Below are 25,378 nucleotides of genomic sequence, written 5' to 3'. Positions count from 1 at the left end.
TTTTTTTCAAAAAAAATGTTAAGTAAAATAATTTTAAAATTTTAAGCAACTAAAAACAAAAGAGTTAACCCTTTCAGGTTTATTTTTATTTCTTAAGAATTTTTCTAAAAAGACAAGATTTAATTCACGATATTAACCGCTTTTAAAAAAAAAATTTTGAACAGAAGGAATAAGCTTTTATCATTAAATCAATGATAAGGAAGCGCTGTTATAGAAAAAAAAATGCCCCAATTGATTGAATAAAACATTCGATCAATTGGGGCAAATCATTAGATTAAAAAAAACTATCTAAAGTTGTTGACGTTTTTATACTTGTAAGTAAACTCGCGGGCTTGCTTATCTCCCGGTAAATTATACTTCATGACTATTTCATAGTTCCCGTATCGCATAAACAGGAAATTATTATTCATAAAACGTTTGGCAATTGTCTCCACACTTATATCACCATTAACATACGCATTGACAATCTGATTGTTTAAATCAATCCAATCCTGTTTATAAAGTAATGGCATGTTATACTTAAATGGAAAATTTTCTCTTGTCCATGACTGGTTTACATTATTTTCTATACTCGTCATATAATAAGCGTTGAGTGGTATAGCCTTGGCGGGAATTACACCTAATTCTTCTGTATCCCTGTCACTTATAGAATAGCTTCCATTTAAAGGATAATCTTTATACAGATACGGAAAAATATCTGTTGTATAGTACTCGTCGTTTAGCTTGGATGCTGCCGTTATCAGAGCCTTGCTATCACTATAGGTTGCTCCGCTAAGTTCTGTCATATCAAAGGCTTCCTGACTTGAAATTGTATTAGTTAAATAAATAACATCTGAATACAAAACTCCGAAATTATAACTTTGAGTATTAATTGCATTCATTTTAGAAGTAAATGTTTTGTACTTACTTGTATTGAATACATACGATAAACGTTCGATACTGCCCTCAGCTTTTGACAATTCATCGGCCTGGTTTTCTCTTATCTGAATATCATTTCCTTCATCACTTATGGTATTTGTTTTGGTACCGGCACTAGTATTGCCCGAAGAATTCTGCTTCAGATTACTTACTATTGTAAAATTGTATTTCTTTTCCTGATCAATATTCGGTAAATCATATGATACTTCATTTGAACCTGTATTATAATTAAAGGCTGTCGCTTTAGAAATAGAAGTTCCGTCCTCGTTTACTTTAATATTTGTTTCCCAATTGGCATCTTCAAACAAATAATCCTGTCCTCGTTTAAGCTGAATATAGCCTTTAGGGTATTCTTCCTCAAAGAAATATTTCTGATCAACAACCGGATAGGCATATTTAATATTGGTTAATGGTATATGATTTGGAGCACCTCCTGTTGTAAATAATCTTTCTTCATATTCTGTAGCTACTTTTCCGTCTACTTTTATAGGCTGGAAAGAACCATTTACCATCTTTTGAAAACTAACCTCAACCTGTACTTTAAGTTCTTTGTTTGGAGGCAGGATATCTGTTGAAACAAAATTAGCTTTGTCTTTCATAGATCCCCACTCCAGAACTCCCGGAATTTCTGTTGTTCCGTCAAAAACCTTAAATTTTTCTAATATTACTTTGTACGTAACATCTCCCGTATCTTCGGGAATAACAAATGCTTCATTTACTTTCATTGAAAAAGCCGCCTGTGGTACAGCAAAAACATCTACGTCTGTTGAACTTTGTTTCGGAGTTACATCGGTTATTAATTTAAGACCTCCTAACGGCGAAGCATTTTCAAATTGGCATTCTTCTCCCAGTTCAAATTTGAAACGGAATTTTCCTTTTATCAATCCTCCCAAAATATTCATATTTCCAGCCACATAACCTCTCATCCAAACCGGATTTGGCAGTTTTGCCTGCAATAAAACCGCTGCTCCTCCTGAAATAATCGGAACTTTAAATTTCAAAAATGATAATTTAACTCTGATACCTAGTTCACCCTGAAGATACGCATAGGATTGTCCGTTTGCGTACCAGCCATTTATTCCTACCTGATCTCCTGTATTAGAACATCTGGCTTCCTGATAATCTTTTAGCATGATATCAAATCCCATCCCTGCCTGAAAACGGGCATAAAAAAGTAAGAAACTCAAATCTCCGGTATCAAAATCCAGGCTTGCACCAAAGGCAATACCTCCTCCATTTTCGAGTGCGTTTTCATCACGCATATAATCTAATTCTTTGGCGTCAACGCCCAAAATTTGTGAGACAATTGCCGGCGGCGGCGGACTTCCCGGAAGTAATGATCCGGCCATGAAATAACTGGTTGTTTTCAGATACATTCCTGCTACTCCTATTTTTATTCCGCACCTGTCATCCGGTGTTCCCATGTACATGTACCAGTCTTTTGGGTCTTTATGGAAAACGCCCCAAACTGCTCTTCCTCCCGGTCCTGTACCTGAAAGGAAATTTCCCGGTGTATTGATGTATACATCTGTTGTAGCATGCATCGATTTGTTTTGGAAATCAAATTCTACAGCTGCTGCCATTTTTATTCCTACTGCTGCTGATAAATCTCCCGGGATTGCTTCTTTTGCTTCCGGAATATATTTACTGGCAAAAGACCCTTTAAGATCACTTTCTGTTACTCCTAAAAAGCTTTTCTTTGAAGTTACATTGGATGCCACTTTTCCCATCAGGTCCGTAACATTTTTAAGCCCTGGTATCTTAGCCATTACATTTGCTTTACCAAAAATGGCTAATCTGTTTACTCCTCCATTAGAATTAAATGCAATTTCGAATCCGGCTTCACCATCACAAACACTTTCTGAACCAATATTAAAATAAATTAAGGCTTTAACTCCCAGATTTATTTTTTCATCCGGAGTATAACTTAATCCTGATGGAGAGAAATCACCAATTGCTACATCGGGATTTCGATGCATTTTATAATAGGCACCTCCGCCAAAACCGGTAATCATAAAGGGCGCCGGAACTGGCGGCCATTTTACAGCGGCATCAAAATACCAGTATCTAAAAGTAGTGCGTCCGAAAATAGCTTTTGCTTTTACGTTGACAACACCGGCAACATCGACTTCCAGATCTGCATTAAACCCATTTCCATATACCGGGTCTTTTTCCATCAGGATCAGACCTCCTTTGATGGTTAGTCCACTGAATTTACAATTGATATTAATGGCTGATAAATCAAGTCCGTCGTACCTGCTTCGCTGCCTGTAACCATCATCATACATTTTACCTTTTATCCCGATTCGGGCTGTGGCGCCGGCTCCAACGCTTTCCATCAGATTGATTCCTAAATCAAAATCAATTCTGGAATCATCACCATTGATGGCGACATTTATGTTACCGATAGAAACGGGAAAGTTACCAAAGGCGACAGTTCCTTTATAACCCATATTTCGAACAGAAATTATAGGCGAAACAGTCTGCAATTGAAGGTTTTCAAAAGTTATCCCTTTAAAATCAACTGTCTTTTTTCCTTCTACTTCCTTATCGTCAGATGCTCCTTTATTGGTTCCAAAGGAAATTGACCCGTTTAAATTAGCTTTGGGCAAAAATTTTCCGTTTACTAATTTTAACTCAACAGAACTATTAGGCAATAACAACGCTTTTGCTTTCCAGAGATCAAAAGCAATAGAATCTTTTGTGATCACAACTAATTGTTGTTCCTGCATGGATATAAATCCATTATAAGCCAAACCTGCTCTATTGGTCTGAGCCGGTTTAGGAGGGGTAGTTGCAGTGCCTGTCGCTGTTCCTGAGGCTGGTGTACCTGTTGTTGCAGCTGTTGTGGTTTCTTTTTTCTCTTGTGCTGCTTTAGTTATCGGTAAAAGAATCTGACCGCTCAAATTTGCTTTTACAAAGGTATTTGCAGCTATCGTTACATCGATATGGTCTAATGAATATGCCCACGATTTTTCCTGACTGGTTATACCACGATCTAAAGGAAAAACATTATCAGCATAAAAAGTTCCTGAAACACCAAATTTATCAACAATAAGGTTTTGAGCCCCTACATGAAGCCTTTCTTTGCTTGATGCGGTATCTGTGGTTTGAAATTCTTTTGGCAGGCCGACATCAAAAGTCTTGATAAATACTCCTTTCCAGGCTTCCTGACTTGGTACTAAGAGTGCATTTTTTTGATAATATTCCGGGAAAACAACTGTGGGATCATTTTTTAAATCACTAAGATCCAATACGGCATTGCTAACTAAAAACTGAAAATTACCATCAAAATCTTTTCCGTTTCGTTTGTCTTTTAACGTAAAAGGCTGCAGGCTTACATTAACCAAAATATCATTCCAGCTGCTTGCCATAAAGCTAAACTCACCTCTGACCCTATTAGGAATCTGAACTGTTTTTCCGTTATAATAGGTTTTAGGAACTGTTGTTTTTGCTTCGTCTACAGTTTTGGTTACCGGATCAATTGGCAATATAAGGTTTCTTGAAAATTCAACTGCTCCTGAAATTTTCATTTCCTTAAATCCGTCGCAGTCAATCGTTACATAGGTCAGGTCATTAACTTTTCCGGTTGCCATATCAAAACCACCGTATAATGATACCTGCCATTTATTTTCACTAAACGGAATATCAACATTTCCTAATAATACCAATTTGGCTTCGCCCATGATACCTCCCTGATGCGATAATTTTACATTATCTGCACCAAAAAATAATTGCATTGGCTGTCCGTTTTTATCTTTCTGCGGGATGTCTACTCTACAAAAAACAGTCAGGGTAGTATACTCAGATGAAAAAACAGCTTTTGTAATTCCGATCGAATACTGGACATTATTGACTGTATTACGAATCCCGATTGGTAATTCTACCAGATCCTGATTCGAAAATTTATCAACCCAGCGTTCAGAGGCCTCTATTTTTTCGATAGCGCTTGAAGCTGCACCTAATTCTTTTGGCGGTGCAATATCCTGCCCATAGGAAAAAACAACCGACAGCATGATAAATAATACCGATAAATGCAATTTGTAGAACTTTTTCATAAGCAAATAATCATGTTTTTTTGTAAAATAAAGCATAGTAACTTTTTTAATATTTTAGCACAACTTTTTAAAACGATCTGTAGAATCCGGGGCTAATTACAAACTCTCGCTTTTATTGATCATTAATTATTCTTTAAATATTTAAATTCAACTTCGTCATCTTTAACATTTTTAAGCGCTAAATCGTGATAAAACGGAATCAGTTTGATTTTTAATTCTTCAACTACTTCTGCATCTGTCTTTTTATCTTTCATCATTTTGAAAAAGCGGTTCAGTTCCTGGCTGTTAAAACGCGAAAGATTTTCATTTTTAGGAATTTCGTCAGCAGGGGTTTTCGCAAGTATTGAAATCTCATTAAGCATCCATCGATGAACTAATAAGGGCTGTAACTTTTTATTTTTTCTGTCTACTAGTTTTAAATAAGAATTATAACTTGTTTTGTTTGTTACATCTTGTTCATTTACGCCGTGCATTTTATGCTTATTTACCCTTCCAAGGGCCATAACATAATCATTTTCAAATCCCTGATCCTTACCTTGCATCTCTTCTTCTAAGCTTTTTACCGTTTCAAGAATATAGCCGTTATATTTATTTAGTATGTCATTATTCAGATCATAAGCATTTAAATAATTTAAAGCCTTTTCCTTAAAACTTGCATCGTCTGGAGTAAGAGTGGTAAGTGTCAGCAAATGCTGTAAATCATCCAAATCTTCTTTTGGGATCGGCTGTAACTTAAGCTGAAGTTCTTCAAACTGTTTTATAAGTTCATTTCTCGTTCCCTGGTACGTTTTGCCTTTGTGCTGTATTTTTAAAACAGGATCCAAAACGAGTTCTTTTTCTTTTTTCGGTTCTTTTTTGGCTGGTAATTTTATTTTATCAATTGAATAAGAATAATTTAATGTAGCATTTAAATCGTTCAGCTTTTTTGCATTAGAACTGCTTCTGAACATGGAAATAACACTCATATTAAAACTATGTTGTTCCAGAAGCATATAGCTATTGTTAAATTTAATTCCAAAGACAGAACTCGAATTCGTGTTTGCCTGTGAATTATTATACAATACTCCAAAATTGGTATTTAGTTTATCCTTAAATAATTTCTTTGAGGCTCCGACTGAAGCTCCTACCGAAGAACTATTGTTTTGACTTACCTGATTATTAGTATAATTAAGCGAGCTGTTTAATCCAATTTTCATTTCGATAAAGTTTATGGAATGCGCCACATTATAATTTTGTACAGTGCTTGCCTGTCCTTTGCGGATTACTCCTCCCTGTTCGTTTGCCTGACCTGCAATACTGTAATTTAGATTTAAGTTTTGGTTTCTCTTTTTTCCAAAAGAATAAGACATGTTCACGTTGGCATTTTGTGATAACTGCCTGTAATCCAAAGTATCAGAAGTGACAACATTTGGATTATTTATAAGTTCAAACTGGTCAAGTTTTTTATTTGTGTAGGTGGAGAAATTGGAATAACTACCTGTAATATTAATTTGGTCTGTCACTCTGTAGTTCATATTAATAGAACCCACAACTCTTTTGGTATCCTGCTTTTTTACTTTTTCAAGATCATCTCTCTGAAAACCTAAACTGGTAGAAACCGTAATTCTGTCCTGATAAAAAGGGCGGGAAAAACGCAATGCAATATTTTCTAAATCGTTATTAAAATACAAAGCTCCCAGTGTATTGTAATTCGGATCAATACGTTCATAGGTAATTCCCACTATACTTTTCTGAATGTTGTAGTCAAAATTGACATTTAACGCATTCAGAAAACTGGTGCTTTCTTTACTTGAAAATAATTTGTCTCTAAAACCTCCGCCTGAAATCTTTTCTGCCCGGGTGTCATCTGTCAGGACAGACAAAGCATATTCTACATTCAGGTTTAAATTTTTCACTAAAGAGGTACTAAAGATTATACTATTTACAAAGTTTTCTTTTGGCGTAACTCCTTTATCAGTTACCAGATTTAAGGAATTAACATTGTCTTTGGCATAAAAACCTATCCAGCCAATTTTATATCTCTGTTGTTCAAAACCAATTTTTGCCCCATAACCAAAACGTTCGTATACGGGAATTCCGCCCAAAGCTTCCTCTTCCGAAACTGCTTTAAGTAACTGTCCGCCCATTAAACTTATTTTAAAGGGGCTTCTTGGAGTAAGCTCTAACCCAACCCCCTTAAAAGGAAAACCACTTAAGGTATAAGGTGAAAAAGTCATACTTACATTTCCTATATAAGCTTTTACCCATTTATATTTTGGCATAATACTTAATCTGTTAAAATCAAACGGAGCCGTGTACCCCAAATTATTTCCCTGATTAGTAATACTGTAAAATAACGGTACACTAAAATTAAACGCACTAATATTCAGATTTCCTGAAAGCAAATAGGTAAAGGGTTCACGTTCATTTTGCATATTAGAAGTATAATACATCATATTTGCATTCACGTTACCCGTAACTTTAAAATTCGGTTTATAAAAATTCTCTAAGTCAACATCCTGGGCATATGCTGTTCGGCAAATACAACAGACGAAAACTACATATAACCAAAACAAGATTTTATTATTTCTCTTCATTTATCGGTTATTGTTTTTGAACTTTGATATCGCATAAAATATAAGAACTTGTTCCGTTCTTTACCATATCCTTAATTTTGATGGCTCCTTTTCGTCCGTCCTGTGTTTTAAATAAAATGATTCTCGGATAAGCAAAACCAAATTCCTGTGCTCCCGCAGCTGTATAACTTATATTTAAAGATTGTATTGGTGTATCATTTACCATAGCATCAAACTGTGCTTCGGTAAAATTCAAGCCGCAATTGCACAAATTTTGAGAATTTACAAAAATGGTGCTTTGTGCATTGTTTAATGCTAAAAAGCCATAATTATTTGCCTGGTCCGGTGATATAAATCTGTTATAGGTAAAATTGCTGTTTAATCCCTGAAAAACAATATCTATTAAATTACTGTTCTGGTCGTTAATTTCATTTGCTTTATAAACCTCTCTGGTTACTGTCGAGAACATAGCACCTATATTATTGTTGTTATGTGCTGCATTTATTCCCAGTTTAATATTGGTTAAAATACGCAAATTGGTATCCGGCAGAACCGTGATCGTTGATTTAAAAATCTGGCTTGTTTTATCATTAAAGGCTTCTAAGACAACTTCATGATTTCCGGCACCTGTAAAAACAACTGTCGGGTTTTCTTCTGTTGATGTCGCCGGATTTCCGTTCTCAAAACTCCATTTATAACTTGTCGCACTAACTGATTTGTTGGTAAAATCTATTGTAACGGGATCCTCATAATCATCATCTTCAAGCTTTGGTTCATAAGAAAACAGACTTATTAAATAAGGGGCAACAGTTATTGTCTGGATTTGTTTGTCTGATTCGAAACCATTAGAAACAGTTAATGTTATCTTATGATCTCCCGGGGTAGTAAATACAACATTCGGAGGTGTTTTTCCTGTAAAAGTGGCCGGAGCGCCATCCTGAAAATCCCATTCATAAGTTAATCCTTCTCCGATTGTGGCATTCTTTAATACAACTTCAACAGGAGAATAATTGCTTTTTATGATTTCGTGGGTAAATTCAATTTTGATTCCGTCTTTTATTACTACGGTTTTACTGAATTCATTGCGCTCGCCGTCTGCATTTGTAGCGACCAGTTTTATTATATAACTTCCTTGTTTATTGTACAATATTTCACCGGGATTTTTTAGAGTGGAAGTTGACGGATTTCCTCCTTCAAATGTCCATTCATATTTATCTGCGCCACTAGTATTATTATTTATTTTAACAATTACAGGTATTGATTCGTCTTCGTTGACAAATGAAGTCGTAAAATCACCCTCTATAGCTATAGAGGTTTCCTCATAACAGGAACTGATAACAATGAATAAGAGTAATAGTAAAGTTTTTTTCATTTAATTTATTTTATTTTTATTCTCTTATTTATTTTGTGTTATTGAATACTGGCTTCCCAAAGTATAACCATTGGCCACTAAAACCCTTACTATATTCATAGCTGTAATATCTTTACTCATTTTGTATCCTATCGGATTACCTCTATTGTCAAAAGCGGCTCTGAAAACCTTATTATCATAAGTGATAAGTTCCTGATTTAAAAATTTATCGTACCCTGAATAAGTTCCACCTTTGGCAAACCATGTTGCTATTAATTTATTATCCAAATCTCCAACTTCATATTTTAAGTCGCCATTTGCAGATGGCGAAGTCATTTGGATATAACCAATTATTTTATCATTCGGATCCGGATTTTGAGCTTTTATACTGTAAATAACACCATTATCCCCTATTTCTAATTGATAGGTATCCGCCAGAATAGCTGCATTTTCTACATCATTTTGAACTCCCAGACGCCTGGCTGAAATTCCGGTTGATTCTCCATTAATAAAATTATTTAGTCCTTCAAGGTTTAGGCCCTCAGCAGTTATAAAATTCCGATCGAATAATTCATAAATAATACTCCTGTCATAATTGAAGGAACTAAATTTTCTACTCCTGAATTCAATTTCGTTAGCCTTTCCGGATGCTTCGTTTTTAATTTCTATCCACGGCAACGTCAAGGATTCAGCATTAGGAACATTCTTTAATTCTGCTGTTATCGAAGCGCTTTTATCTAAGTTATAAATCTTAAAAAGCGGCTTCTTGCCTTCTACATAACCAATTGTTTTTTCATCAAGCTTTATTTCTCCTTTTTCAATCTTTATTTTTTGGGCATAATTGCAAATGCTTATTAACACAATGAATAGGGTTAAAAAATATTTTTGTATGTATGAATTTTTATTTTTCATTTATTTAATAATCAATGAGCTTTCGGAAAACAACTTAATGTTTGGTTTCCAGAATTTCAATCAACTCTTTGATTCCGTGTTTAGTTATTTATATCTCCTTACTCTTTCTCAAAAATATGTAAAGTATTATGGTGGTCTAAAACATATATTATACCGTCACCATATTTCATATCTCTAATAGCAGGAAATTTATCTTTTACCTCTTCTATTTGTCCGCTCCATATAATATCTTTCTTTTGCTTACTAAAAACAGCAAAACGATTATTATCGCTTCCTTCATAGGAATAAATATTTTCTTCATCAAAACCTCCAATATAATTTAAATTGAGTTTATGAGTTATCGAAGATTCTTTGAAACTATAACTATCAAAATATATATTTGTAGAGTTCAGATTGTATTCAATATAAAAATGCTTACTAAGATTAAAAATGAGCCCTTTTTTTTCATCTAATACGGTATCACAACCAAAATAACCCTTGAAATCCTCAAAATCACTTTCTCCAGTTATTATTTTTCCTTCTTTTATATAGCGGGATTCTTCTCCAGTTTCTATATTTAATGCTAATAATGCTCCACTGTTTAATAAAAGCCAAAGTTCATTTTTATAATCCCCTAAAAACTTAATGACTTCTGCCTGTTTTTCTACTGGTGGTTCATCAATGTATTCTGCTCTTTGTCTCCAGTTGTATTTAGTTTTTAAATCATATTGCCATAAAATTTCAGCATCTATTATTTTATTCAAGCAAATTAAATTTTCATTATATGAAAAAAAATAATCATCATTAAGAACAAACGTTTTAAAAAAAGTCCTTTCAGATTCCCATAGCTCGTTATTTTTATTTGTAAAATCTATTGCTTTAGTTAATCGAATTGTATAACTGTCATTCCAATAGCCTAATCGAATAATTTCATTAGTTAAGAATTCTCCGGTTTTCTCAATTTTATATTTTGAATAATTATCTAAATTATAGATATATACTTCCTCTCCATCATTAATTTCTACCAATAGACTATTTTCAAATCTTATAAAATAATTTACATTACCCGAAATGACTTCTTTATTATTGACAGTTATACTGTTCGTTTGCCAAATTATTGAATAATCCTTGCTAATATCTATTTTGTTTACATTCTTAAATGTTCTTTTTTCAAAATACATAATTTTAATTCTTAATTAGTTGTAATAAATTTTAATGCATTATTTCTAAAGCTCTCATTGTTATTTAGTAAATTCTTAAACTCTGTAGCATTATCAAATTTAAAATTACTGAACTCAAAAAGTTGTTTTATCTTATCTTTTCCTATTCCACCTTCGCTTATAGATTTAAACATATTATCAGAATTATTTACTAAAAAATCTTTCATACCAGCTTTGGCTTCATCCAAAGATAATTTTGATTTGTTAAAAATATACCTCAATTGCTCTAGGTTATCAACAGTAGATATATAATTTAAAAACTGCGGTTTGCTTATTTTAGAAGCATTTGAATAACTTTTATACTCAAGATACTTTAAATCATTACCGTTACCACTTAATTCAACATCAAATTTACATTTTATACATGGCAAGTCGTCTCCATCAAATTCCAAATCAAAGGCTTTTATCTTTTCTTTTGGAATTCCTCGTTTTTCTAAATCTTTCATCATATGCCAAAACCCATCTTGTACAGCAGGGTTCGGATTATTTAATGCATCTCTTAAACTCTTATTAAAACCTTGTGCTCCTTCATATTTATTTGCAATAACTTTAAGCATACGCATATGTTCTTGAAAAGAGAATTTATTCCAGCCCCATTTTGAATTTTTATGTGCAGTTATAAATTTCTCCATTACATCATCCATTTCGCTTCCTAATATTTTCCTCATCGAAACATCATTTAAAATGTCTGATAAGGCTTCGATAGCTGCTCTATTGCCACGCAACTTAATATCTCTTCCAGATTTTTTTAATAGATCCCATTCCTTACTAAAGTCTTTTCCATCTCTAATTAAATCCTGTAAATCTGTACTAGCTTTAATATCAGTTAAAAAACTTCTGATTTTATCTACATCATTTTTAAATGAGGCTTTTTCTAATAATTCAGCTAATTTTTTACCATTTGCAACTGAAGTACCTACTTTATCAATTACTTTTTTTAGTTCTGTCTCTGAAAGACCTAAATCTTTAAAACGTTTTAATAATGTTTCATTTATTTCTCCAAAAATTTCCTTAGACATAGTGGCTAATGTTGCCTCACCTCCAGAAACCCCTACCATTCGCACATTCTGTGTTATTCCATCTATACTAAGATTAGTTCCATTTCCTGCTCCTTCCACTAATAGTCCTAATTCAGCAGTATTAAAATCTCTTATAATTTCAGTATTCTTAATTATTACTCTAATTCTAAAGAGATCATTTTCTATTTGTCTTACAACATCACCAGAAGCATTTTTTATTACTAAAAAGACTTTGCCACTAGCTTTTTTAACAAATTTAAAAGACATACCCACATATCTAAATGGGTCAGCTATTTTATCACAATATTGAAAAATCTTAATTGTCGTACTTGCAACTCTGCTAATAATTCCTGTACCTGCTACTTCATCACCTAAACACATAACAACAATTGGTCCTGCAATAGATCCAACAAATTCAGCTGTTGAGCATGGTTTTGATGGGTCCAATTGTGCTACAAAACCTTCTTTTATAAAGTACCATATTTTAGGAAAACTAATACCTACTCCACAAGATTCACAAGCTAATGTAACTTCATCCTCCTCAAAAATTTCTTTTTCACTAAGTTGCTCAATAAATTTAGATACTTCCTCTCTTCCTTTAGAACTAAGGGGAGAAATCAATAATTTGGCAAGATCTGGAACAGATTTTATAACATCGATTAATCCATTATAAACACCACAAAATAGCGCAAATTGAATTTGACTTAACTTAACATTTGGATTACCTAAAATATCATTAAATTCAGGATATGATTCTCTTACTTTAACAATAATTGCATCCTGCAATAAAGATGTAAAATTAAAATAACTAAATACTTCTGCGTATATCTTATTGTAATCAGAGGCAGTACAATCATACACCGAAGGTTTAATCTTGACTTTACTTATCCCTGTACTTAGCATATCAAACATGTCATAGTATGCGGTAAAATACCCATCAACAGACTGATAACCAATCGCTATTAATTTTTCAAATAACGTTTTTTGTTTCCAGTCTAAACTTGATTCCCAAGATTTTAAGGCAACAGAAATATTCTCATCGAAACTGCTTCCGGAGATAATTTGTTTAACTTTAATTTTACCTTCTTTACTATATTCCAGCCAGAATACAATCTCATCAGGTTTAATTTCTTCCTTTATATTATCAACATAAAAACTGTTATCCTTATATACAACCCTGTTTGTTTGTTCTGCTTCTGCAGTTAAAAGTATATGACCTTTTATCTGATGAGCCTGACCAGTAATCCAATTTTTTGATTTTCCAGACATTAAGGATTCTAATTTGTCTAAAACCTCTTTTTTAACTTCTCCTTTGATTAGATTTTTAACTAATAATCCCTGGCTACCTCCTGGTGTTCCTTTAGTTTCACTCCAATTCTGTGCACTTGGGTCATTACATACGACAACTTTCTTGGTTTTGGCACTTACATATTGACTTATAAAAGCTTTAAGTGATTTCTTACTATCTAAAAATTCTGAAATTTTAACTGTCACGTACGTTGTGCTTCCACACTGTTGATCTTTATCAAAAAATAAAAACAACCATTTATCTCTAATCGAATTCAGATTAGCAGAAACATCTGATATTTTATAATCGCCATCACTACCGACTTCATCATTTCCATATTTATCACCCTTCCACCAATACAGTTTTCCTGATAATTTAAATCCAGGAAGTGTTCCGTCATTTGCAGCAGCATCATTAGCAACATATGAATTATTATCAAATTTCGAACGGGCTGATCCAATAGTAAAGATTTTGTAATCAGGACTTACAACATAACCACCTGCAAACTCCCCACTAGCCTGACTCTGAAATGCATATAACTTAAATGCAGGATCATTAATTTGCTTCCAGTCCTGGTGGTTTAAAATAGTCCCGTCACTGTAATCCATTAACAAATCAGTACTTTTTTCAGCAGTTTTGTAAACCTCAAAAGGGTGTTCTAATTTAAAGATTCCGTGAGCTAATTCGTGTGCCGGAGTTTTTGGGAAACCAGATTGAAAGACATAACCAAACTGTCCGTTTAGTCGCATATAGCCCTGCTGTCCTGTACTTGACGTTTTATCAGTTACAAAAAGCACATAACTTGCCTCTGTTGACTGATACAACCCGTTTATATTTTGCTGCTCTGTACTGTAAGTAGAAGTAATTGTATTTTTTTCCGTCTGAATTGAATTTCCTGAAACTACACTATCGATGTTTAGGATATCTTTCTTTACGAAGTTAATTTTTACCCCAATCTTATTATAAATCGCTTTTGTATCGGTGATAATAGCGTCGAGTTTTTGCTGCGAAACTGCATCTGTAGGCACTAGCGCAACATTAACATCTTTTGGTGAAATATGTACGAGCATAAAAGCTCCTATGACTTTCCATTTTTTCCCGTCTTTTATAGTCGCTAAAATTTCCTCTTCTGCGTAGCTTAGGTTCCCTTTTACCTTTATGACAAAAACTTTATCATTTCTTTCAAAGTCAACTTTTGCTCCATTCTGAGTTTTAAAAACTATGCTGTCTAATTTTATATTAGAATCAGTAACAGTTACTGTTCCCAGTAAAGTATCGGTATCGCCATTTATGACCGCTTTGTACGGCAACACGGCATCACCTGCTTTTTTATACAATGCTTTCAAAGCTGAAGAAGCATTATTTGGCATTACATCAAAAGCATATTTACTTCCATTGCCCGAAAAAGCAATCGTAATTCCTTTGGCGGTAAATGCAGTGGCCTGACCATTTTTATCTACACCATCCGTATTCTCAGGAGTTGGTTTTCCTCCAGCAGCAGCTGCTGTAGGTTCGTTACTTCCGTTTCCGTCCTTATCAACATTGTAGGTATTGCCTTTACTGTCTGTAATTACGGTATCTTTTCCTCCCGGAATCGTTACCTGCTCGCCATCTTTACCGCTGACTACGATATCTCCATTAGGATTGATCACAATTTTATCAATCTCAAACGGAACCGTTTCTTCAATCTGTCCGCCCTGACCTTCTCCGGTAAAATCTTCAGTGTCGGTAACGTTTTTCCAATCAGGATTGTAACTCGTTTCCACAACACCACTGATTAATTGATAATCGGTATTGATTACGATGTTATTAAACTCAACTGCAATTTTAGTATCTGCTAAATAAGGTACAATAATATATCCTTTTCCTGAATAGGGACTGTTTTCGCCTTTAAGTTCTAAAATTGTAACCGGAAAATCTCCGGCTTTAAATGTTTCGCTTTGTATTAAGTTGGTAAGCGGTTTTTGATTCTGAATATTAATTTGAGGAACTATACCACAATTATAAGCAGGAACTCCTGTTGTTTCTGTAGCTGTAGTAAAAGTACTGATTCCGGAATATGTAAACGACTGAACCCCTTCTGTTACGGGATCACAGCTTGAACCGACCCTGAACTGATAGGTAACACCCGGTTCTAAATTAGTAATTAAGCTTTGTGTGTTTAAGCTATAGGTTGAAAACCATTGTGCATTATGAACATCCTGTTTTTTATACTGAACCTGAAAACGGGTATGCTCCGGTATTCCTTCCCACGTAATTTTTACGCTTTTGGAACTTTGGGATTCACTTAGTAAAAATGTCGGAGCAGCACAGGAAGCAGTATATTTAAAGGAATAAATCTCACTATACCCGTCATTTTTAAATACCGCATTTTCTGAAAGTCCTGTCGTTGAAATAGCTTTTACGCGCCACGCATAACGCATACCCGGAGTCAGAATTGGCATACTTAAATTGTAGAGTAAAGCAGTTCCAAAAAGTATCTCTTCATACAAAACAGGAGACATTTGAAATGCAAACTGTGGATCTAACGTAGGATCAATAAGCTGTTTTAACTCAAATTTATACGATATGTTAGTGGCATTTATCTGACGTGGCGTCCAGGTAAATAAAATATTTGGGAATTCTGTCGAAGCAATTTGTTCGTTTCGCTGTGGTGTATTTAGTAATGGCGGATCATTTAATATCAAATATAAATTGGCGCAACTTTTTTGTGATATCTTTTGGTTGGTCACAAAATCATACATCTCAAAACAGAAATTGTACATTCCTTCCGGCAAAGCATTGGCATATTGCGCTGGAGAAATTCCCTGGAGATTTTCTAACCTGAAAAGAGCTCCGATATCTGTATTGGTAAGAGTTTGTAATTCTCCTCCGTTTATAAAAATTGGACGCTGTCCCTGTATATAGTCACTGCTTTGTATATTTAGTCCATTTCCCTGAATATACAGTTTTAACCGAACTTGTCTTTGGGAGATAGAAATATCTGTCGGGTTAATAATCAGCTGCATTTTAGTATCCATACTAGTGGCATAATCTGATATTTTGACACTGTACGGGCTATTAAAAACAGGTGTTAACTGAACTGGATATAATTGCGCATATCCGGTAACACAAAAAAACAGAAATAGAACAACTAAAAATATATTATTGAAAAAGTGCTTCATTTTTTAATAGATAATAATTTTTTTAACTAATGTTTGCTGTCCCGTTTCTAATACTAAAACATAAATTCCAGATCCTAATGAGGTACCAAAATCTACTTCATATTTTTTCTTTCCTGATTCTTTTTTCTGAATCATAGTATCTTGTCCGTTAGTTGAAAAGAGTCTTAAATTGATTTCACTGACATTCTCTAAATTTATAAGTGCAGTAAAATTACCATCACTTGGATTTGGAGTTACAATAAAATCTAAAATAAACTGAGATGTACTTCCTGTATTAGGTAATGTACTTCGTTCCTCTACCGTAATATTTTTAGTATATGTTGCATAACATTCTCCCTGTGTTTGCTGCAGACCAATTGAATAGACACCTGTAGCATTAAACTTTAATGTTATATATTTTTCCTTTTGCTCAACAACTCTTACCCCATCAGGAATTACCCAATTTGTGCTTTCTCCAAATGGGTTACTGGTATTAATTAAAATTACTTCTTCATCTAAATAAGCTTGTGAGCTTAATAAAAATTCAGCACTAATTATTGCCTGGCTGGTTTTTATTACAATTTCATCTTCACTAATACATCCTAAAGCCGATGTTACCTTTACATGATAGGTTCCGGCTTTTGATACATTAACTTTAGCTTCGTTTGAGGTAAATCCGTTCGCAGAAGTCCAGCTGTATTGTGCATTTTTATCTGCAATTGTAGCATCAAGATCTAAATTTTGATCGTTACATAATGTTCTGTCCGGGCCTAGATTCACTATAACAGCTTCCGGATCTTTTAAAACAAATTTCTTTTTATACACGCAGCAATCCGGGCAGATAATAGAAACTTCGTAATTCCCTGCTGCAAGATTACTTAAATCCTTAGTCGTTGCACCAGTATTCCATAAATAACTGAAAGGTGAATTTCCTCCTGTAACATTTAGTTCAATTGAACCATCATTTCCTTTGGAACAAATAGGATCTTTAACTTTTTCAGTAGTAAATATTCCATTTGGATCACCAACAAAAATACTTCCCTGAGTAACACATCCTTTTGCATCAGTTACTATTACAAAGTAATTGTTTGTTGTAATATTTTCTATTTTCGGCGTTATTTCTCCATTAGTCCACTCATAAGTATATGGTGGAGTTCCTCCGGTTACGTGGGCCTCAGCCCAACCATCATCACCAGTGGTACATCCTACATCAAACTTGGTAAAGCTTAAATTTAATTTTGCCGGCTCTGGCATGTAATATGTCTTATCTATTTCTTTAACCAAAATATTATTTACATATGTACCAAGTTTTATCCCATTGGCATCTTCAATATTTAAAGCATAAGTCCCTTCAGATAAGTATTCGGCGGTTTCACCTTTATTGTTCCACAATGTCCAAGAACCATCCTTTTGTTGCTTTTTCCAGGTATAATAATAAGGTAATCCATTATTTTTATCTGCCTTCAGCTGAATTCCTCCTTTGACATGAGCCACTAAAATTCCATCCTGAGATTCATCTCTTTGATTATCCAAAGGATTGGCATCTGTTTCATTTCCAAATTCATTACTTACATTACATGAAATAGTACGAACTACTTCAAAAGTAACTTCAATCGGATCCGGGTCGTCTAAAGTTGTGATAGAATTGGCTACCGTACAACTCATTTTATTTGTTGCAGCATCATAATTAGCATCATGAACTGTAAGGCTGTAATTATCTTCAGGAAGCCCGTCTAAAGTAATTGTATATATACCGTTATTGAAACTGGTTGTTGTAGTGGTTTGTATTATTCCTTTACTGTTTTTCCATTCAAACCAATATGAATTATCGGAAAAAATAGTACCGCCTGAAACTTCAACAACAATTTTTCCATTGGTTGCTTTATAAAAACTTGGATTAAGAATCTCTTTATAATCAATCACAAGTGGTGTTGGAGGTTCTTGGATTATAACACTTTCCTGTGTCGTACATCCTTTGAAATCTGTAACAAATACCCAATATTCACCTGCTTTTAAAAGATTATTTTGATCAATTTCTACTTCATTTGACCATTTATAATCATAAGGTGGCGTGCCTCCAACAACATTTGCTGTAGCCCAGCCATCGTTTCCACCATTACAAAAAACATCTCCATGAGTAATCGTTACGGATAATTTTGAAGGTTCCTGCATAAATTGGGTAACATCAATTTCTTCTGTTAAGACATTATTCACATAGGTTCCCAGCATGATGCCGTTTCTGTCTTTTACATTTAAAGAATAATTACCATGAGAAAGATTCGAAGCTGTTTCTCCCTGAATGCTCGGTAAAGTTATCCAGGAACCATCTGCCTGTTGTTTTTTCCAATAAAAATAATACGGTAATCCATTATTTACAGAAGATGCCAATGGCGTTCCCCCCGTAACATGAGCTACTAAAATACCATCTTGTGACTCATCACGCTGACCATCAATTGGAGTTGTATCTTTATCATTACCAAACTCGTTGCCTGAATTACAGGAAATAGTGCGGACGATTTCAAAAACAACTTTTAAAGGATCTGGCTCGTTAAGAGTAACTTTTGACTCCAGAACTGAGCAGTTAGTAATTTGATTTGTTGCTTCGTTATAATTTTTATCCTTAATCGTTAAGAAATAATCATCTGCCGGTACACCATTTAGAGTAATAGTAAAAATCCCGTCTTTTAATTCAGAAGTTGTAATTTGAACTACCCCTGCTGAATTTTTCCATTCATAATTATATGACTGATCATCGTTTGATGTTCCGCCTGTTATCTTTGCTATAATTCTACCGTTAGTTGCTCCGAAAAACGTAGGTGTAAAAATCTCTTGATAATCTATGTTCACAGGCAATAAAGGTTCTGTAATTTCTATATCACCTTTAGTGAAACAACCATTTCTATCGGTAACTTCAACGGTATACGTTCCGGCAATTAAATTAGATATTTTATTTTCATCAATTGTTCCCCCGCCTGTATTATACCACGTATAAACATATGAGCCTGTGCCTCCGGTAACGGTTGCTGTTGCCCATCCGTTATTTCCTTTATTACAGGAAACATTTCCGGAAGTAAATGATAATTCCAGTTTTGTCGGTTCTAAAATTTCTTTAGTCGTTGGTATTGCAGTTACTAAATCTGTAGAATTATAAGTTCCTTGTACAATTCCGTTTGCATCAACCACATTCAAAGAATAATTCCCTTGTGAAAGATTCCCGGCAGTTTCTGTTTTATAATCTGTTAATTCATCCCAGACATTTGTTCCCGAATTATATTTTGACCAGATAAATTTATACGGGAGTCCATTATTTGCTGACCCGGTAAATTTTATACCACCGATTACGGTTACTTTCAAAATTCCGTCAGATAATTTATCTGGGTTTCCTAAAACAGGATCATGATTTTCTGTATTACAGGAAATAGCCTGTGTTTGTTGTATTGTAATGACAATAGGATCAGGCTGAGTTAAAGTTTGCGATGATTCAATAACAGAACAACCTGCTTTATTTACAGCATCATTATAATTTTTATCCTTTACCGTTAATTTGTACTCTCCATAAGGGACATTTTCTAATGTAATATTGAATGTTTTATCAATAGAATTGTACTGCGCTGTTGTTGGTAAAACAACCCCACTACTGTTTTTCCATTCATATTCATAAGATTTATCATCATTAATAGTTCCTCCGGATATTGAAGCTACTATTTTTCCGTTAAGAGCCTGGTAAAAAGTAGGGTCTTTTTTAAATGTATAATCTAATGCCAAAGGTGAAACCGGTTGAGTTAAGTTTACTTCTAACACTTTATCATCGCCTAGTTGAATCTCTCCGGCAACCATGGTCTGAATTTTAGCTATACACCCATTCATATCTTTCACCTTCACGTTGTATGTACCAGGTGCTAAACCTGTAATCGTGTGGGGCGCATTGTTTGCAAAGGGAATCCAGCTAGCTCCATTATCTAATGAATAATAGTCATTACCTAATATGGTGCGTGTTCCTCCGGTTGGTGAGATGGTTATAGCTCCATCCTGACCACCAAAACATCTAATATTTGTTGGATTTAATGTAAAATCTAATATAGGAGGAGAACTTATTAAAAAAGGCTTCAAATCATACCTGTCTGCATCTGTGGCGGTACTTAAACCATCTTTAAAGCCTACTAATTGCAGCATATAATTTCCTTTTCTTAAATTCGAAATCACAAAGGATTTATCAGCTCCAATAGATAATACACCATTATAACTTGTAGGAGTATTTGTTGCAACGTCCAGTAAAGTATAATTTAATTGTTCCCCTGGATATAGAGTTCTATTAAATACAAGTCTGATTGATCCATCATTTGTGTCGCTACAAGTAGGTTGAATTGGTGTTGCCGAATCTACTCTTGGTGCAGATAAACGCACTGTATATGTCACTACATTGGAAACTGCTGCACCATTGTAAGCAACTTGCCTAAGAGACACTTTTTTTCCATGACTTGTTCCATCCAATGTTTGCAATATATCAATTGCATTTACAGATATACTTGCTGTACTATATGGCAAACTCACCCAACTTGACGGATCAAGCGGATTAAGTGAATATTGCCAATTATATTCCGAGGCTAAAAATCCTGTAGCAGATTTAATCATTATTCTATCTGTTGTAGGCAAAATATCACCTCCGTTATTAGTTGTTGGCACTAGTATCTTAAGATCAGGAAGGACTTTAAGTGTTGCTCTTAAGTTGTAAAGTGCAGTAAAATAATTAGGAAGATAATATTCTGTAATACCATATGAAACATTTATATATTCATTACTATTATTGTCATTTTTACAACCTGAATTGAATCCTCCATGCCATTTTTTACCTTCTGAATAATACCTAATTCTTGTTAGTTTTTTTGTACTTGGAAAGGTTGTCGCCCAATTTCTCGGAAGATCTTGTCCATCTCCAACAGGCTGATAAAAAAAGTAGGTCTCTCCAGCATTACTGTAGTTCAGCCAAGACTCCATACGGCTACCACAATTTCCAGAAATACTTACTTTTACATTCAAGCCTGTTATACCCAAACTAACTTTGTAATTCCCAACACCCTGAGCGTAACCAAATGTTGAAACCAATAAAATGATTAATAAGTATATTTTTTTCATAGGCTTAATATATAACTGTTAATGTCTCTGCTTTTGCAGGAGTATCGCTTTCTAAGTTTGGAACGAAATGATATTCGTATTCCTGGTTAATTTTTAAATTCTTGTCTTCTAAAGTAAAAACGTCATTATTTAATTCTCTCCACAATGTTGGCGGAGTACCTTTTACATTTTTATAAATACTAAGCCCCAAAATTTTACTTTTACTTTTCACATAATCCCAAGAGAATACTATTTTCTTATTTTCTCTATCTGGCAATCCTTGCAAAAAACCAATTATTTTAGCCGGGGTAAAATTCAATACATTTACTGTAATGGTGGAATGATCTAATGAAGACCAAAGATTACTTTTATCTTTAGCCAAAATTGCATACTGATATATTTTCTTATTTTCTACTCTATCATCAGTATATTCCTGAATAGTATCATTTATCTGTTTAATTTCGATCCATTTTTCCTGTCCTTTTTCTCTCCTTCTAAGGCTATATCCTACTACATCTTCACTATAACTTCTGATCCACTTTAATTTTACTTTGCCATCTTTGTTATCGTAATCTTTAAAAATTGGTGCAGCTGGCGGAATTTTATCTGGTTTATCCAAAACTAATATTTCAGAAAGGCCGGAAATATTAAATCGCATATCTTCGGCAGCAAGTCTGTAATAAACCTTACTATTGGTCATCTTTAGGCTCACACTGTCCTGATAACTATTTCCTACATAAGATTGATGGTAAATATCTACAAACTCTTCACCCGGGTTATTGGCTTTTAAAATCCTGTAGCCTCGTAAATCTTTTTCGAGATTTGGCTTCCATTTTAACCGTACTACTCCAAGGCTGTCAATTACTCCCTCAAGTCCTGTAGGAATTGCCGGCGGTATAGAATCAACAGGCTGTACAAGCATACTTTGAGAAGTCAACCGCTGATTATTTTTGCCAACAACAGATATTGTAAAATAATTTGATGGAAATAAATTGTCCTTATAATTAAGCTTTCTTTCGGATGGAGGTATAATTTTAGAAACTACTTTATACGGTCCCTTATCATTATCTGCCAAGTTAATTTCATAACCTTGAATAAAACCTTCTGATTCTTTAGGATAATCCCATTCTAAATTAACTTCATTTGAATTGACAATATTATAATCTACCAATCTGGCAGCAGTAACAACAGCCGAAACACCTGTTGCAGTGATTGTTTTTGTTAGCTCTCCTTTTTCGCCAAATGAGGTTATACCATATAATCTATAATGGTAAAGTTTTTCATTTACACTAAGTGTATCAATATAATACATCGTTTTAGACGGATGCTCATCTTTATCATTTAAGTTAACTAAAGGAGTAGTAGCAATTGGACTAAAATTGATTCCATCTGATGATTTCTCTACCATATAAGAAGTATAAATTCTTTTGAAAGTCTCATAATCCCAGGATAATAAAACTTTTTTATCATCAGGAATAGCAATAAAATCAGTTGGAGCCGGCAGAACACTATAATCCTTTAAACCAATCATATAAGATGATTCTTTAACCTTTGGACTTTCAAAAACACTTACCTGATAAGCATATACTTCATTCTTTTTTACATTTTCATCTACAAATCCCCATCCCGCTTTTAGTGCCGCAAGAAAACTCATATCAGCCGCATATAAAGCAAAAGTATACCTCTGATTTATTTCATCTGCCATATTTACTATTTTGGACAACTCACCTTCCTTTGCAGCGGTTACCTCAAAACTATCACCATAAATAGACTGCGCTATAATTGCAGCATTATTGTCTTTTTGTACCAGATCAAGCCAGGAATCTAAAGGCTCCGGCAGAAGTGGTTTTGGTGTAAGAAGCGTTTTTTCAGGTTTGGACAAGACAACACCATCTCTCAAAACTGTCGATCTTGTAATTATATATCCCTTTTTATTCGCTTTTTGCCATTCAACCGGAGAATTAATAGCCCATCGAACTAAAATCTTATCTTTCTGCGCTCTGGCATTTACCATGACGGTAGCATGTTTCGTTTGAGAATACGATAATGATATGACGAATAAAAAGAATAAAAGAAACTTGATTTTAGACATTAACTGTAATTATTTCCATGTTAAAAAAAACAAAAATAATATTTAAAATTAACTAACAAACAAATTTTAAAAAAATAAAAAAAATCATACTAATAAGCTAATTATAAAGATGAAAAAAAATAAAAAATAAGAAAAAACCTATTCAACAAACTCATTAATAATCCGTTGCAAAAAGCAGTTATACTGATCATTTTAATGCTGTAAAAAATATGAATTTAGAAATCAATAGCATAGAATAAACACAAAATACTCTAAGATATGTGATAAAAATAATGACTCCTTTATCGAAATAAGCTAATTGACTTAAACTTAATTTTTAGTTTTGTTAGAACAATTAGAAAATTTGTAATTTTAAATAATTCAATAACTTATAAATTAAAAATATGCGCTACACACTTATCGTACTATTATCATTGGTAGTTGTTTCTTGTCAAAAGGAAAGAAAAGTTGAACCTCTTTCAAAATATTTCACCTATAACGAAGGTACTACTATCGAATCTGCTGGTGTAAAAATGATTCCTATTAAAACCCCTGTTGGGAATTTTAAAGTATGGACAAAACGCTTTGGCAATAATCCTAAAATAAAAATATTATTATTGCATGGAGGCCCGGCGATGACTCATGAATATATGGAGTGCTTTGAAACATTTTTTCAAAGAGAAGGTTTTGAGTTTTATGAGTATGACCAATTAGGATCTTACTATAGCGATCAGCCAAAAGATAGTAGTTTGTGGACCACAGATCGTTTTGTAGATGAAGTTGAGCAAGTCCGTAAAGCTATAGGAGCAGATAATAGCAACTTTTATGTATTAGGAAACTCATGGGGAGGAATTTTAGCTATGGAATATGCATTAAAACATCAAAAAAACCTAAAAGGATTACTAGTATCAAATATGGTAGCAAGTGCCCCTGAATATGGAAAATATGCTGATGAAGTTTTGGCTAAACAGATGAAACCAGAAGTTCTTGCCGAAATCAGAGCCTTAGAAGCCAAAAAAGATTTTAATAATCCCAGATACATGGAGCTACTTATCCCTAATTTTTATAAAAAACACTTATGTCGCCTGGAAGAATGGCCTGATGGATTAAATCGTGCAAGCAAACATGTAAATGGAGAAGTTTACGCCTTAATGCAGGGACCAAGTGAATTTGGAATCAGTGGCCGTTTAGCAAAATGGGATATAAAAAATCGTTTAAATGAAATTACAACCCCAACCTTAATGATCGGTGCCAAATATGATACCATGGATCCAAAAGCAATGGAAGAACAAAGTAAATTAGTAAAAAAAGGAAGGTATTTATATTGTCCAAATGGAAGCCATTTAGCAATGTGGGACGATCAAAAAGTTTTTATGACAGGTGTAATTAAATTTATACACGATGTTGATAATAATAAAATCTAAAGTTATTCCATTCATAATCAAACAAATAAAATTCAGTTAAATTTATTTGCGCTTCTAAAACAAATTGAAAGATCTGTATTGATAACAATATCAATACAGATCTTTCAATTTAGGGTAATTCTCAGGCTTTCTTTTAAGATTTTTAACTTTGATTAAAAAACATTTATAAAACAAAAAACCCTATCCGGTTGGATAGGGTTTTCAAAAGAAAGGCGACGACATACTCTCCCACATAACTGCAGTACCATCTGCGCAGGCGGGCTTAACTACTCTGTTCGGGATGGGAAGAGGTGAGCCCCGCCGCAATAACCACCTTAAGGTTGTTAGT

Annotated in this window: 9 protein-coding genes and 1 rRNA gene; 1 reads left to right on the top strand and 9 read right to left on the bottom strand. The window is 33.8% G+C overall.

Features of this window, described 5'->3' with window-relative positions; genetic code table 11:
- Positions 1–284: 284 nt before the first annotated feature.
- The 8 genes from DCO46_RS16600 to DCO46_RS16565 all read right to left on the bottom strand — a co-directional run bounded on the left by DCO46_RS16600 (position 285) and on the right by DCO46_RS16565 (position 23,647).
- Complete coding sequence (locus DCO46_RS16600) at positions 285–4,976, bottom strand: hypothetical protein (protein ID WP_243416337.1); 4,692 nt, start codon at positions 4,974–4,976, stop codon at positions 285–287.
- Positions 4,977–5,098: 122 nt separating this feature from the next.
- Complete coding sequence (locus tag DCO46_RS16595; protein ID WP_207784974.1) at positions 5,099–7,552, bottom strand: hypothetical protein; 2,454 nt, start codon at positions 7,550–7,552, stop codon at positions 5,099–5,101.
- Positions 7,553–7,559: 7 nt separating this feature from the next.
- A complete protein-coding gene (locus tag DCO46_RS16590) occupies positions 7,560–8,903 on the bottom strand; it encodes a PKD domain-containing protein (RefSeq protein ID WP_116753622.1) in 1,344 nt (447 codons plus the stop codon).
- A gap of 24 nt (positions 8,904–8,927) precedes the next feature.
- A complete protein-coding gene (locus tag DCO46_RS16585) occupies positions 8,928–9,794 on the bottom strand; it encodes a hypothetical protein (RefSeq protein WP_116753621.1) in 867 nt (288 codons plus the stop codon).
- A gap of 98 nt (positions 9,795–9,892) precedes the next feature.
- A complete protein-coding gene (locus DCO46_RS16580; RefSeq protein ID WP_116753620.1) occupies positions 9,893–10,954 on the bottom strand; it encodes a hypothetical protein in 1,062 nt (353 codons plus the stop codon).
- A gap of 11 nt (positions 10,955–10,965) precedes the next feature.
- Entirely contained in the window at positions 10,966–16,464 is a 5,499-nt protein-coding gene (locus DCO46_RS16575; protein WP_116753619.1) for a hypothetical protein, read from the bottom strand.
- Positions 16,465–16,467: 3 nt separating this feature from the next.
- The gene (locus DCO46_RS16570; RefSeq protein WP_116753618.1) at positions 16,468–21,576 is read right to left on the bottom strand and encodes a T9SS type A sorting domain-containing protein; all 5,109 of its coding nucleotides are present in this window, start codon (positions 21,574–21,576) and stop codon (positions 16,468–16,470) included.
- A gap of 4 nt (positions 21,577–21,580) precedes the next feature.
- Positions 21,581–23,647, bottom strand: coding sequence for a fibronectin type III domain-containing protein (locus DCO46_RS16565; protein WP_124019578.1), 2,067 nt, complete (start codon positions 23,645–23,647; stop codon positions 21,581–21,583).
- Positions 23,648–24,030: 383 nt separating this feature from the next.
- On the opposite strand from DCO46_RS16565, the gene DCO46_RS16560 reads away from it, so the two are divergent.
- Positions 24,031–25,050 (top strand): proline-specific peptidase family protein, encoded by a 1,020-nt coding sequence (locus DCO46_RS16560; protein ID WP_116753616.1) that lies wholly within the window; start codon positions 24,031–24,033, stop codon positions 25,048–25,050.
- Between the two features lie 207 nt (positions 25,051–25,257).
- Here the strand turns inward: DCO46_RS16560 and rrf are convergent.
- Positions 25,258–25,367: ribosomal RNA gene (rrf, locus tag DCO46_RS16555) — 5S ribosomal RNA — on the bottom strand.
- Positions 25,368–25,378: the final 11 nt, after the last annotated feature.

The sequence above is a fragment of the Flavobacterium sp. HTF genome, assembly GCF_003105115.1.
Lineage (GTDB): Bacteria > Bacteroidota > Bacteroidia > Flavobacteriales > Flavobacteriaceae > Flavobacterium.
This window is presented reverse-complemented; position numbering and strand designations above follow the sequence as displayed.